At 66.1% G+C, this 12,386-nt stretch carries 12 protein-coding genes and 1 pseudogene; 8 read left to right on the forward strand and 5 right to left on the reverse strand.

What is annotated here, in order from left to right; genetic code table 11:
- Positions 1–195 precede the first annotated feature (195 nt).
- Positions 196–510, forward strand: a pseudogene (locus tag V5B59_RS11590) (dienelactone hydrolase family protein); the annotation flags it as partial.
- Here V5B59_RS11590 and V5B59_RS11595 read toward each other — a convergent pair.
- The 3 genes from V5B59_RS11595 to V5B59_RS11605 are packed head-to-tail and all read right to left on the reverse strand — an operon-like array spanning position 510 to position 1,598.
- Entirely contained in the window at positions 510–785 is a 276-nt protein-coding gene (locus tag V5B59_RS11595) for a hypothetical protein (RefSeq protein ID WP_169071860.1), read from the reverse strand. The pseudogene V5B59_RS11590 and the gene V5B59_RS11595 overlap by 1 nt on opposite strands.
- A 23-nt stretch (positions 786–808) precedes the next feature.
- Entirely contained in the window at positions 809–1,192 is a 384-nt protein-coding gene (locus V5B59_RS11600; RefSeq protein WP_248595064.1) for a WG repeat-containing protein, read from the reverse strand.
- Positions 1,173–1,598, reverse strand: a complete 426-nt coding sequence (locus V5B59_RS11605; RefSeq protein ID WP_034911701.1) for a WG repeat-containing protein — start codon at positions 1,596–1,598, stop codon at positions 1,173–1,175. The genes V5B59_RS11600 and V5B59_RS11605 overlap by 20 nt, the downstream gene beginning before the upstream one ends.
- 328 nt (positions 1,599–1,926) lie before the next feature.
- On the opposite strand from V5B59_RS11605, the gene V5B59_RS11610 reads away from it, so the two are divergent.
- Together V5B59_RS11610 and V5B59_RS11615 are read left to right on the forward strand one after the other, a co-directional pair.
- Positions 1,927–2,175 carry a hypothetical protein gene (locus tag V5B59_RS11610; RefSeq protein WP_169071863.1) on the forward strand — a complete coding sequence of 83 codons (249 nt, stop codon included), beginning with the start codon at positions 1,927–1,929 and terminating at the stop codon, positions 2,173–2,175.
- The gene (locus V5B59_RS11615; RefSeq protein WP_169071864.1) at positions 2,175–2,603 is read left to right on the forward strand and encodes a TA system VapC family ribonuclease toxin; all 429 of its coding nucleotides are present in this window, start codon (positions 2,175–2,177) and stop codon (positions 2,601–2,603) included. The genes V5B59_RS11610 and V5B59_RS11615 overlap by 1 nt, the downstream gene beginning before the upstream one ends.
- Before the next feature lie 189 nt (positions 2,604–2,792).
- Here V5B59_RS11615 and V5B59_RS11620 read toward each other — a convergent pair whose 3' ends face one another.
- Together V5B59_RS11620 and V5B59_RS11625 are read right to left on the reverse strand one after the other, a co-directional pair.
- Positions 2,793–5,714 carry a CHAT domain-containing tetratricopeptide repeat protein gene (locus V5B59_RS11620; protein ID WP_332351886.1) on the reverse strand — a complete coding sequence of 974 codons (2,922 nt, stop codon included), beginning with the start codon at positions 5,712–5,714 and terminating at the stop codon, positions 2,793–2,795.
- Complete coding sequence (locus V5B59_RS11625; protein ID WP_169071902.1) at positions 5,711–7,144, reverse strand: alpha/beta hydrolase; 1,434 nt, start codon at positions 7,142–7,144, stop codon at positions 5,711–5,713. The genes V5B59_RS11620 and V5B59_RS11625 overlap by 4 nt, the downstream gene beginning before the upstream one ends.
- A gap of 336 nt (positions 7,145–7,480) precedes the next feature.
- On the opposite strand from V5B59_RS11625, the gene V5B59_RS11630 reads away from it, so the two are divergent.
- Genes V5B59_RS11630 through V5B59_RS11650 form a run of 5 tightly spaced genes read left to right on the forward strand, consistent with a single transcriptional unit; the run spans position 7,481 to position 12,385 of the window.
- Positions 7,481–8,821: a phage tail sheath subtilisin-like domain-containing protein gene (locus V5B59_RS11630; RefSeq protein WP_169071903.1), complete on the forward strand. Its 1,341-nt coding sequence runs from the start codon at positions 7,481–7,483 to the stop codon at positions 8,819–8,821.
- 13 nt (positions 8,822–8,834) lie between these two features.
- Positions 8,835–9,227: a hypothetical protein gene (locus V5B59_RS11635; protein WP_034918061.1), complete on the forward strand. Its 393-nt coding sequence runs from the start codon at positions 8,835–8,837 to the stop codon at positions 9,225–9,227.
- A complete protein-coding gene (locus V5B59_RS11640) occupies positions 9,227–10,027 on the forward strand; it encodes a hypothetical protein (protein WP_169071904.1) in 801 nt (266 codons plus the stop codon). Before V5B59_RS11635 ends, V5B59_RS11640 begins: the two co-directional genes overlap by 1 nt.
- The gene (locus tag V5B59_RS11645; protein WP_169071905.1) at positions 10,028–11,347 is read left to right on the forward strand and encodes a hypothetical protein; all 1,320 of its coding nucleotides are present in this window, start codon (positions 10,028–10,030) and stop codon (positions 11,345–11,347) included.
- 3 nt (positions 11,348–11,350) lie between these two features.
- The gene (locus V5B59_RS11650; protein ID WP_169071906.1) at positions 11,351–12,385 is read left to right on the forward strand and encodes a hypothetical protein; all 1,035 of its coding nucleotides are present in this window, start codon (positions 11,351–11,353) and stop codon (positions 12,383–12,385) included.
- Position 12,386 lies beyond the last annotated feature (1 nt).

A 12,386-nucleotide genomic window follows, 5' to 3' on the forward strand; every position in this document is an offset into this window, starting at 1 on the left:
CCGACGTTAAGGGTGCCCGGCCATCCAATCCTCGGCCCACCGGATTCGCCAAGCCATCAGGCGGGGCGCCGCATCGCCGCTGCGATCATTACCGGCGCCGAAGGCCAGTCGTTCTCCAGCGAGAGCGGACATCAAGTACCTCAACGGCGCATCGCCGTCGGACATCCACCGCTTGTCGCCATCACGGAGAACACCATGCCCCACATAACCCTGCTGCAGGACGCCCCCCTGAGCGACTTCGCCCTCCGCGAACCGAGCTTCGACGACCAGGCCAAGCGCCTCTTCGTCAGCGACAGCGGGCCGGCCGTCATCGTCCTGGCCGAAATGCCCGGCATCAGCCCGCACATCACCCGATTTGCCCGCTGGGTGCGCGATGCCGGCTTCACCGTCTACATGCCCTCGCTGTTCGGCAAGGACGGCGCCGTGGTATCCGCCGACGAAGGCGCCGCCGTGCTCCGCAAGGCCTGCGTCAGCGCCGAGTTCCGCGCCCTGGCGGCCGGCCAGAGTAGCTATTGGGCCTTTCGCTCGCCGCTGACGAAACCGGAGGCGCCATCGAGGCGCTCGAGGCGGATGACAATCGTTCCCTGGGACTGGCTGCGGGCAAGCACGTAGCGATCATCGACTGCCACCACCACGGCGGGGATGGTCTGTCCGTTAACGTAGAGGTTCACGCCTTTGCCGCTGGCTTTCGAATCCTCCAGCAGGGTGCGCAGGGCGTCATTGGCAAAGGTGCCGGCGGCGAAAGGGGCAAGCAGGGCGATGGCAACCAGATGGCGTGCTTTCAAGGGAGTCTCCGTAAAGGGGTGGTTCAAGGTTGAGTCTGCCAGACGATGGTGCCGCGCCGGTCGATCCACAGGCTGCGGCCGCCGTCGGTGACGGCGGCGAGGCCGTTCCAGAACGGCCTCGCATAGGAATAGCGGGGGGCGATGAGCCACTTGCCGCTCTTGTCCACATAACCCCAGAGCTTGCCGTCCTTGGCCGCCGCCAATCCGTCGCCGAATGCGGAAACCCGCTCCCAGCTCGCCTCCAGGACGGTCTTTCCGGTCTTGTCGATGAATTTGCGCTTCTCCCCCTCCCGAACGAGGGCGAGGCCGTCGGAAAAATCCTCGGCGCTGTCGAAGCGGGCAGTGATCACCTGCCGGCCACTGCGGTCGATGAACCCGAACTTGCCGTCACTCCACACGCGGGCCATGCCTTCGCGAAAAAAAGACATCCGCGGCCTGAAAGCGCTGCGGAATGACCACCGTACCGCGAGCATCCACATAGCCCCAGAGCCGCTTGCTGCCCTCGTCCTTGAGGAGCGCCGGAGTGAGCCCTTCGGCGTAGGGTTCGGTCAGTTCCTCCTGGGGCGGAATGGCGAGGGTTCCGTCGTGGGCATAGTACGCGGTGCGCGTCCCCTTGCGGACGCGGATCAGGGGGTTGCCGATGGTGGGTGCCTCCCGGAACTCCGGCGGGACGATTACCTTGCCGCCGCGGTCAATGAGGCCGATCTGGTCGCCCTCGCGAATCTGAAAGAGGGTCGGCTCGTTCCCGCCGGCCAGGGCCACCAGGGGAAGCATCGTCAGCACGCTGCCCAACCAGAGATGCACTCGATCCATGTTCACTCCTCCCGGCTTTCCGTCATGATACCGACGTTCCGCTTTCCTGTCGCCCCGCCTGCTCCTTGCCGGTCCCACCCTGACCGGCTCATGAAAGGATAGGAAATTCAACGATCCCTCGCGAAGTATCGCCGCGCTTTTCTCCCCATGTCAATCTGGCCAGTTCCTTTGTACCGCTGACGCACGACCTGGCGTGAAAGCTGGGAATCGTCGGTTGGCATGATCAAACCACAGCTGTGATCCATGATCCCATCGGGTTTGGTATCGTTGCTTGCTTGCAGTTTTCTGATGCGTTAGCATCAATGCATCACTCGTAAGGAGAATGCTCATGCGTACCACACTCGATATCGAAGACGATGTTCTGCTGGCTGCCAAGGAGCTTGCCCGGCGTGGCGGGACGACGGCCGGCCGGGTGATCTCGCATCTCTTGCGACAAGCCCTGACCCAATCGCCGCCATCGACGACCAGCAGCACCAGCGAGCCGGCGGCCGTCCACGGTTTCCGCCCGTTCCCGTCACGGGGGAAAGTGGTCACCAACGAGCAGGTAGACCAACTGAGAGACGAGGAAGGCGTTTGATGCGCGCCTTGCTCGATGTGAATGTGCTGATCGCCCTGCTGGACAGCGACCACCTGCATCACACCAGAGCCATGGCCTGGCTGCTGGAGAACATTCAGTCGGGCTGGGCGTCGTGCCCGCTGACCGAGAACGGTTGTATCCGGATCATGTCGCAACCCGGCTACCCGAACGCACTGCCGGCCGGGGCCATAGCCGAACGTCTCGCCGCGGCGACGGCGACCAGCCATCACGTTTTCTGGCCGGACGCCGTGAGCATCCTCGATAGCGGCCGGATTGCCTGGAATGCCGTACTCGGCTCCCGCCAGGTGGCCGACGTTTATCTGCTGGCACTGGCGGTGCAGCAAGGCGGCTGCCTGGTGACGCTGGATCGTGCGGTCCCGCGGCAAGCCGTTCCTGAGGCAAAAAGCCATCATCTCGTGGTGATCTGAATTCTCCGACAGGGCCGTCGGTGCAATGGATGCTTGCCCGCTACCCGCCCCGGTCTTCATCGGCGTGGGCCGCCGACACCCCTTCCAGAGCGTCGCCAATCGCCCCTCGACTGCCGTGGTCAGCCATCGGGCTTGCGGTGGCCAGACAAAAGAGAGGGCTTTTTCGCCGCCGACCCAAGCGACTCGCCGTCACAACCAGTTGCCCATCAACACGTAGGGCGCCCAGAAATACGGATGGCGCAGGTCGATTCCCGGCTTCCCGGCTTGCAGCTGGCCTCCCAGCATCGCCAGTTGCGCCTGGCGCAGCGCTTCGGCCTTGCTCATCGCCTGCCGTTCGCCGCGCTGGCGGTAGAACTCGACCATCAGTGGTGCGGCACCGACATCGGCGACCGGCCACAGCGTCGCCAGAACCGCCTTGGCGCCCTGCGAACGGAACATCGCGCCGAGCGATTCGACGGCCGCTTCGGTCACTCCCGAGTCGCAGGCCGACAGCGCGATCAGATCGTACTGCCCAAGGCGAGGCGTCCAGGCGACGATGTCGGCGGCGCGCAGCTTGCTGCCGTCGCCGAGCAGGAGCAGCGATTTCTCGGCCTTGAAGTGCGTGGCGATGTGCAGGAAGCTCGGTCCTGCGCCGCCGCCGGGACTCATCAGGCGGCGCAGGATCTCTGGCGTGAACCCGGCATCGAGGTAGCGCTGCCCGGCAACGACGCCTTCGCCGGAGCGGCAGGGCCCGGCCTGCTGGTCGCGAACGACGCCACACACCTCGCGTAGAACTCCGGGCAGAGCAAGGTTGCCGAACTCCGGGTCGGGCTGCGAAGCGCCGAGCGCGACGCCCTGCCAGCGTGCCCTCGGGATCGTTTCTAGCCCCTCGAAGCGGCCGCTGCCGTCGGCGGTCAACGTCACCAAGGCGTACTGCTCGATCAGGTGCTTGCCGTCGGCCGGGTTGATCAGCGCCGCAAAGGGCAGGTCACGCAGGCTGCCGTAGGGCAGAATCGCCCATTGCCGGATGGCCGCCTGCTTGCCGAGTTGCGCTTCGGCCGGCTCGATCAGGTGGCGGTAGAGCGCCTCGGCGGGCTGCCGGTAGTCCTTCTGGCTGGCGATCGCCGTGCGCAGGCTACTGACCAGCGTGTTCAGTTCGGCTTCACTGACCTCGCGCAGCAGCGGCACCGCGCCCTCGTCGGTGGTGACGATCAGCGTCAGACCTCTGGCGTCGGGCAGGAGCACCAGACCGGCGGTGCGCAGGCCGCCGCTTGCGCGCTGCTGCATCTCGCCGAGCTTGGTCGACAGGCCGGTGCGCGCGCTGTCGAAGGATTTGATCCGCGTTTCGTTGGCGCGACGGCTGGCCTCGACGAAGCGCGCCGTCGCCTCGGCCATGATGCTGCCCGTCCGCCGTTCGAGCTGGTTGCGCTGGGCGTCGTGTTCGACAACTTCGCTGCCGTTCGCCGTGATCTTGTTGCCCTTGACGAGTTCATCGAGCTCGCGCCGACGGTATTCATACTCGCGCCACTCGGTGGCCACACGTTCGAGATCACGCCGGTATTGCTCTTCCTCGGGAGCCCACACTAGTTGCTCGCCGCGCTGGTCGCTGCCGCCGTTGCGGCGCAGGAACTCGGTGAGCTCGGACTCCTTGAGCAGCAGCAGCACCCGTTCGGCCTCGGCAATCCGTCCGCGCTCGATCAGCAAGCGAGCGAGCCGCCGGTACGGCCCTGCCAGTTTTTCAGTGAAGGAGTCGCGGATCGCCTTGTCAAGCCCACGCGTGCCGGCCCGCATCCGCTGGCGAGTGTTAACCGAGAGTTTATAGTAGAAGATCGCTTCATCGAGGCTCGACTGGCCGGCATGCTTTTCGAGGAAGTAGGCGAGGTTGGCCGAGACCAGCGCGAGATGTGCGATGGCGCCGTGCTCCCGGATCGGGTCGGAAATGTCAGCAGCTGCGACGATTCGGACGGCGCGTCGGTACAAAGGTAGCGCGTCGTCGTAACGGCCCATCGATTGGTACAGCCATGCCAGGCTGTTGAGGCTCTTGGCAATATCCGGATGCTCCGGCCCGGGCACCTTTTCGCGAATCGCCAGCGACCGGCGATACAAGGGCAGCGCATCGTCGTAACGGCCCATCGATTGGTGCAGCCACGCCAGGCTGTTGAGGCTGATGGCGGTATCGGGATGCTCGGGCCCGAGCACCTTTTCGCGGATCGCCAGCGACCGACGGTACAAGGGCAGCGCGTCTTCGTAACGGCCCAGCGATTGGTACAGCCACGCCAAGCTGTCGAGACTGGTGGCGGTATCGGGGTGCTCGGGCCCGAGCACCTTTTCGCGGATCGCCAGCGACCGGCGGTACAGGGGCAGCGCGTCGTCGTAACGGCCCAGCGATTGGTACAGCCACGCCAGGCTGTTGAGGCTGGTGGCGGTATCGGGATGCTCGGGCCCGAGCACCTTTTCGCGGATCGCCAGCGCCCGGCGGTACAAGGGCAGCGCGTCGTCGTAACGGCCCTGCGATTGGTACAGCCACGCCAGGCTGTTGAGGCTGGTAGCGGTATCGGGGTGCTCGGGCCCGAGCACCTTTTCGCGGATCGCCAGCGACCGGCGATACAAGGGCAGCGCGTCTTCGTAACGGCCCAGCGATTGGTACAGCCACGCCAGGCTGTCGAGGCTGGTGGCGGTATCGGGATGCTCGGGCCCGAGCACCTTTTCACGGATCGCCAGAGCCCGGCGGTACAAGGGCAGCGCGTCTTCGTAGCGGCCCAGCGATTGGTACAGCCACGCCAGTCTGTCGAGGCTGGTGGCGGTATCGGGATGCTCGGGCCCGAGCACCTTTTCACGGATCGCCAGAGCCCGGCGGTACAAGGGCAGCGCGTCTTCGTAGCGGCCCATCGATTGGTATAGACTCGCCAGGTGGCTGAGACTGGTGGCGGTACTCGGGTGCTCGATGCCAAACTGTGCCTCGTCCTGCTGTAGCGCTCGCGTCGCGATCGGGATCGCTTCCCGATAACGCCCTTGCCGATAAAGCTCAGCGACCTGAACGCTCAAGTCCGCGCTCTGCGCCCGCACTCCTTCCACCGGCAGCCCACTCGCCGCGATCACGATCGCGGCGATCATCAGGTACTTCGCCTTCATCGCCGGAACTCCCAATACTTCCCTTTGCCCCCGCTGACCGCGCGAAGCCGCGGCCGTTTATCCGGCTCGGTGCCCTGATGGATCAGCACGAAGAGGTCGCTCAGCACGCTGTCGTTGTCGCCGAAGTAGCTGTGGCTGAGGCCGAACCACTCGCGGGTGATGGCGCTCGCGTCGATCGAATCGAGTCGGTTGAACACGACGATGTTGGCGCCACCGGCGCCGAGGCGGGGTTCGCCGTGCAGCCAGGCGGAAAGCGCGACCGGCAGGTCCTGGTCGGAGGCGTAGAGGGTGAAGCGCGGCACGCTCGCGGTCGCCAGGTCGTGCACCCAGCGCTGGCGGAATTCCTCGCGGCCGATGTCGGGCGAGGCGAGGATCACCTGCCGGAAAGCGCGTTCGGCGTCGGGGCGGCGGCGCAGCAGTTCGGCGAGGCCCTGCGTGAGGATGCGGTTGCCCATGCTGTGCGCGATCACGTACACCGGCACGCCGGGGCCGAGACGGCTGAGCTGGTCGAGCAGGTCGGCCATCTGCCGCCAAGCGTTGCGTGCGTCCTCCTCATCGCGGACGTAGGCCAGCAATTCTCCATCCGAGGGCCAACTGAAGAGCACCGTCGGCCCGGTGAAGGCCAGGTCGTAGGCCAGTTGCGCGGCGCGCTTGGCGGCGTCGGCGAACGAGTTCTGGTAACCGTGCACGAAGAGCAGCACGCCGGGTTTGTCGAAAGCGCCGGCCCGGCGTGCGATCTCGGCTTGCCAGTCCTTCGCCTCCAGGCGCGTCAGCGCGGGCGCGAGGACGACGTGCCGCTGCGGGTTGGCATCCCACTCGAGGCGCAGCAGCGACGGGCTTTCGAGCCTCGCCCAGCGGTGATCGAAGGGAATCGACACCTCGACGGCGCCGAGGCTGACGCGGTCGCTGCGTTCCTTGCCGAAGGCCTGCGCGGCGCTGTCGGCGCCGGTCGCGCGGCGGCTGGTTGCGAAGTAGAGGCGAACCCAGTCGTGCCGCCGGGCGTTGTCGGGCGTCCCGGGTGGTGCCGTACGGGCGGCGGCCGGTTTCGCCTCGGCGCTGCGCAGGCGCGGCTGCTCGCTGGGACCGCGGTTACGTTCCCGTTCAAAGACAGCGAGGTCGTCGGCGGTGTAACGAAGCGTCAGTTCGGCCGTCGGTTCGCTGCCGCAGAGTGCAGCGTCGAAAGGCATCACCTGCACCTGATCGGCAGCGAGTTCGGGCCACAGCTTCTCGCGCACGCCGCGGCCGGCGAGCAGCGGCAGCAGGTCGCCCAGCGGCGGCCCGTCGGCGGTAAAGCGCAACTGCCGCGTCTGGACGAATTCGTGTTCCGGAACGAAGGACTTGCCCTGTACGCAGAGCAGGGTATCGTCGGCGTAGCCGGCCGTCGCGGTGAGGACGAGCAGGCCGAAACAAAGCGACCGCAGGAAGCGCATGGTTGATCCCTCCGTGTTTGCTGTTGCCGGCAATAGACTGGCGCGAGCAGTCAGCGCTGGAAGACCTCATTTTGCGCTTGAGCAAGATGCTTGTGTTCGCCGGCAGTCCGGTCTTTTCGGCAAGCTATGGTCAATAGACCTTGATCAACAGGGAGAACTGCTCTTCAATCCTGTGTTGACACACGCAGTAACCAGTGCTTGAATAGGGTCAAATCCCGCCGCTACCATGCCATCTCGGCCCGTGAGAAAGCGAGCAAGCCAGCCCGGCGGTTTCGCAGCTTGTTTTGCCCCTGAACTGACACCGATGTTTCCCGTTTCTCAGTGGAGGAAAAAAGCATGGCGCGCATCATCCCGGGTGTACAAGTCACGGTCGTCAAGGAGGTCGTTCCTCCGCAATTGTCTCCTTCCGGGGTCTTGGGACTGATCGGAATCACCGAAAACGAGGTCCCCGCCGACAGCAATACCGTGCGGGCATCGAGCTGGAGCCGCTTTGTCGAGGTCTGCGGCGCGGCCTCGGCGTACAGCCTGCCGGAGGCCCGCCAGGCGCTGGCCAACGGCGTCTTCGAACTGGTCATCGTGCCGCTGAAGTCCTCGGTCGCCAGCAAGGCCAGCGTCGATCTGGCGATCGGCAAGAGCAAGACCTTCAAGCTTGAAGCGCGCGCTGCCGGCACCTGGGCAAACGGTTTCCGCGTGCTGGTCAGCCATCGTGCAGAGAAGTTCGATCTGGAAATCAGGCCGCCGGTCGGCGATGCGATCGAGGTCCATCGCGGTCTCGACCACACGAAGCTGGCCGAATCGCTCCAGGCCGCATCTGCCGTGATCCGTGCCGGCGGACCCGGCAATCCCGGCGAAGCGCCGGCTGCCGGCGAGTATGTTCTGGCTGCCGGCAAGGATGCCGGTGAGGCCGATTACGTCAATGCCCTGCAGCACCTGGGCAACGAGTCCGACGTCGACATGGTACTGGCCGCCGTGCAGGACTTCGGCAATGTCGACAGCGTGACGCGCATCTACAGCGCGGTCATCGCCCACTGCAATCAGATGAGCAGCAACAGCCAGGGTCGTGTCGGTTTCGGCCAGGTTCCTCCGACCGCAGGCGACACCGACGCGAAGAAAATGGCGCCGGCCCTGCTCTCGGAGCGCTTCGTCCTGCTCGCTCCGCATGGCGTCGCCGGCGCGGTCGCGGGTCGCATTGGCAGCCTGGACTATTTCGAGTCGCCAACCTTCAAGACCCTCTCCGGAATGGGCAGCCTGAGCCGCGCGCTGCCGCTCGAAGAGCAAGGCAGCCTGCTGTCGAGTTCGGTGGTGCCGGTCGTCGAGCAGCGCGGGCGTGGCGTCATCGTCCTGCGCGGCATCACCACCGATGGCGATCAGATCAGCGTGCGGCGGATCGCCGACCGGGCAGTACGCGGCGTCCGGATGCTCGGCGAGATGTTCATCGGCCGCCTCAACAGCGAGGACGGCCGGGGCGCCCTGAAGCAGAAATTGATCGAGTTCCTCGTCCAGATGGAAAAGGAGGGGGCACTGGTGCGCTCCGCCGACGGCAAGGAGCCGGCCTTCACGGCCAATGTCCATTCGTCGCCGGCCGATTTCGCGCAGGGCATCGTGCGGGTCGACATCGCGGTGCGGCCGGTGCGGGCGATCGACTTCATCTACGCCACCATTTTCGTCCAGGTCTGAGGAGTGAATCGCCATGACAGCGATCTTTGTCGCCAACCGTAGCAGCGTTCTGATCGATGGCGCTGCGGTCGAAGGTCTGCAGTCGCTGGCTTTCCGCGTCGTCACCGAACGTGAGGATATCCGCGCCGTCGGCAGCGGCGAACGGGTGGATGTCAGCTTCGGCCTGCGCATCGTCCAGGGCGAACTGGTCGTCAAATCGGCCACATTCGTTCTCGACACGCATCTTGCCCAGCAGAGCAGCTTTCAACTGGTGGCCAATCTGAAGAAGGACCCGGCTGCCGATGCACCACGGCGGACGCTGTCCTTCGACGATTGCTACGTCGAAGGCAAGTCATTCGGCATGGACGCCGGCGGCACGGCGGTCACCACCTACGCCTTCAGCGCCACCCGGGTTCGCGAAGAATAGTGCCGGCAGCGGATCACGTCATCGACATCGATGGCCTGGTTTACGCGACCGATTTTCAGGGTTTCGACAAGGCAATGAACGCGCGCTCAGCCGCCGGAGCAGAAGTCGACTTGCGACCGTGGCCCTTGCGGGAGCACCTGGCTGCGCTCGACGAGTGCGTCGTACCGACGGCGCACGGGCTGACCCTGGATACACGCGAGCTCAGCCGTCGCGTCCTGGCGCACAGCGGCGTTGCCGAGGATGCGCAGACCCGCTTTGCGCCCCTGGCGCTGTGGTGGGCGAGTGGCGGCGAAACGTCGCCGGCAGCACTCGGTGGCGGCTGGTACGACTGCGGCGGCGTTCGGCTCCACCTGCGGCCGTGGACCAGTGGCGAGCGCTTCCGGGCCATGTCGCGATGCCGCAGGGCCGGTGCGGACGGCGAGCGCTTCGATCTCGGCGCTTACCTGCGGGCAATGCTCGAGACGAGCGTGGTCACCGTCGAACCGGCGCGTGCGCTCGACGAACTGGATTCCGGCGCGACGCGTTCCCTGCTCGAGGCCGTCGTCGCCTTGAACGTTGTTTCCCCCGAAGAGCTTGCCGATGGCATTCCCGATACGCCCGAAGCCGACCGCATCACGCTCCGGCTGTGTCGCGCCCTCGGCTGGACGCCGACGCAGGTCTGGGCGACGCCGGCGGTGGAAATGGACCGCCTGTTGCGCCTGCTCGATCGGACCGCGGCCAGTGAATCCGCCGCGCCGACCCGTGTTGCGCGCCTTGCGGATCACCCGGATGCGACCGTGATTCGGATCGAGGACGACTGAATGCCATCCATCGCCCGCTCGGCCGACATCGAGCGCCAGTTGCTGGCGCCGCTGGAAGCGCTGTTGCGCGATGCGCAAGCGCTCCTCGGCGTGGAACTCGATGCAGATCGGCTGGAAGAGGCGGCCGACAGAGGATCGTCTGAATCGGCAGCGCTTCCTTTTCCGGCGCTGAACCGGACGGAGCCGGCGCGCCGAGCAATCGCGCGACCACCTGCTGCGGGTTTCTCCAGCGCCCCGTTGCGCGGCGCTGTCGATTCGGTACAGCCCGGTGCGCCGGCTGTCGAGCAAGGAGAATTCCCGCAGAGAGTGGTCGATCGCGCCGAGCCGGGCTGCTTGTCGCCAGGTGCCCTACCGACGGCGCTGCAGGGAACCCGCTTCGAGCAGGCTTTTCAGTTCGCTTCCTCGACCCCGCAATCCGTCTCGCCCCAGGTCGGGACTGATCGCTCGGCGGGTCCTGCCAGCACGCGCCCCCACTTCAACCGCCCTGCTCCGCTCGCCGAATCATTCCCTGTCTCCGGTCAGCACGACGCTGCCGAATTTCCAGCGGTCGAGTGGCCCATCCAACCTGGCGAACATCCGGAAACGCGAGCAGCCAGGATGCTGTCCGGCGATGGCCGCCAGACGCCAGACGCTGAGACCGCTCGACCCGCCGCCGCCTCGCCACACCGTTTGCAGCCCCTCGGCCCGCAACCGGATTCACACGGGACGTTCGCAATTTCCCTTCGCCCCCGGCAAACTCCGTCCCCGCTCGGCGAATCGCCCGCTTCATCCGCCTGCAACGACGCTGCCGCGGCTCCTACGGAAGCGCACGCCTTGCGACCGGACCAACACCCGCAGGTACCCACGGCTGCGATGCCGTCTGGCGATAGTCACCAACCGACAGACGCCGCAGTCACTCCACCCGTCGCATCCTTGGCAGACCGTTCGCAGCCCGTCAACCCGGCGCCGGATTCACACCGGTCGCTGGCAATTCCTCTCCGCCCCCGGCAGGCCCTGGCCCCCGAACCATCGTTCGCCACCGCCGAGGCGGCGAAGCCCCCCGGGCCGGGAAACCACTTGCAGACGGCTGCCAGGCGGCTGGCTGGTGCCGTCGAGCCCTCACTCGAACAAGCCTATCGGCTTACCCAGGCCAGGCTCGATACTTCCGCCACTTCCGCGTCAGAGCGCATTGAATCACCCAGCCTGGTACGCAACACGTTCAACGTCACGGTCGCTCTACGTGCTGACGACGCGAGCGTGAGCCTCGATCCGACGGCTCTCGCCGACGCACTGACCGAGGTCCTGCGTTCGTCAGCGCGCCGCCACGGGCTGGAAATCTGAGCGATGACCGCTGCGCTGGCCTACCGCGTCGAGATCGGCCGACAGACCGCGAGCAGCGACGCGGCCAGGAACGAGCGGCAGTTGCTGTCTTTGCTCGTTCGGCTCGGCATGGATGGTGCCAGTGGTGTTTGCGAGTTGCGGTTCGGCGACCCGGAGGCCCCCGCGCCGCAAGCGGGCGACCCGCTGCGCGTCGAACTCGATGCTGGCGACGGTCTGCAGCAAGTGTTCACCGGGACGGTCGATACGGTGCGCATCGAAACCACCGGCCAACACGTCACTGCCTATGACGATCTCCACAAGCTGGCCTGCCTCGAAACCGAAGCCAGTTACGAAAACGTCGACGTCGATTTCGTGATCAAGGACGTCCTGCAACGGGCAGGGGTCACCGCCGGCCGCGTCACGAAGGGCTTTAATCTTCCAACGTACCTGCTGACCCGCCGTCCGGGCGCCTTGCGGCAGGTACTCGAACTTGCCGACTGGTGCGGCGCAGACCTGTTCGGCGACAGCAAAGGCAAGGCGCATTTCGTCACCCCTGCCGAACCCGGTGCTGCACACGCTTTCGATTTTGCGACGAATGTGCTGCAGATCGAGATCCAGGCGACGCCGCCGATCCACGACAGCGTCGAGGTTTTCGGTGAAGGTGCGGCAGGCAGCCAGGGTGCCGACAAGTTCTGCTGGCTGGCGAGCGATCTGGCCGGGGTCAGCGGCCAGGCGGCAATCGACGCGCAGGGCGCGGTTGCCGTCGGTCGTACCGGCAAAACCCCGCGCCGCCTGACCCTTGGCGCCGTTCGCAGCGGTGAGGCAGCGCAACACGTGGCCGAGGCGCAGATGCGGGTGCTGGCGGCACGCTGGCTGCGCGGCCGGATCGAAGTCCTCGGCAGACCCGGCGTGCAGCCCGGCGACCGGGTCAGGCTCGTCGGTGTGCCTCCCCGACATGCCGCCGCCGGCCTGCTGCTGGGACCCCGTTCCTTGCGCGTTCGCCAGGTCAGCCACTTTCTCGGTCGTCGGCGCGGTTTCGTGACCCGGATGGAGTTCTGAG

Origin of the sequence: Candidatus Accumulibacter contiguus (genome assembly GCF_036625285.1) — a bacterium.
GTDB classification, from domain to species: Bacteria; Pseudomonadota; Gammaproteobacteria; order Burkholderiales; family Rhodocyclaceae; genus Accumulibacter; species Accumulibacter contiguus.

Excerpts from the sequence above, each read along its gene's own strand:
- V5B59_RS11600 (WP_248595064.1), bottom strand. The coding sequence starts at position 1,192 with ATGGCCCGCGTGTGGAGTGACGGCAAGTTCGGGTTCATCGACCGCAGT.
- V5B59_RS11605 (WP_034911701.1), bottom strand. The coding sequence starts at position 1,598 with ATGGATCGAGTGCATCTCTGGTTGGGCAGCGTGCTGACGATGCTTCCC.
- V5B59_RS11610 (WP_169071863.1), top strand. The coding sequence starts at position 1,927 with ATGCGTACCACACTCGATATCGAAGACGATGTTCTGCTGGCTGCCAAG.
- V5B59_RS11615 (WP_169071864.1), top strand. The coding sequence starts at position 2,175 with ATGCGCGCCTTGCTCGATGTGAATGTGCTGATCGCCCTGCTGGACAGC.
- V5B59_RS11620 (WP_332351886.1), bottom strand. The coding sequence starts at position 5,714 with ATGAAGGCGAAGTACCTGATGATCGCCGCGATCGTGATCGCGGCGAGT.
- V5B59_RS11625 (WP_169071902.1), bottom strand. The coding sequence starts at position 7,144 with ATGCGCTTCCTGCGGTCGCTTTGTTTCGGCCTGCTCGTCCTCACCGCG.
- V5B59_RS11630 (WP_169071903.1), top strand. The coding sequence starts at position 7,481 with ATGGCGCGCATCATCCCGGGTGTACAAGTCACGGTCGTCAAGGAGGTC.
- V5B59_RS11635 (WP_034918061.1), top strand. The coding sequence starts at position 8,835 with ATGACAGCGATCTTTGTCGCCAACCGTAGCAGCGTTCTGATCGATGGC.
- V5B59_RS11645 (WP_169071905.1), top strand. The coding sequence starts at position 10,028 with ATGCCATCCATCGCCCGCTCGGCCGACATCGAGCGCCAGTTGCTGGCG.
- V5B59_RS11650 (WP_169071906.1), top strand. The coding sequence starts at position 11,351 with ATGACCGCTGCGCTGGCCTACCGCGTCGAGATCGGCCGACAGACCGCG.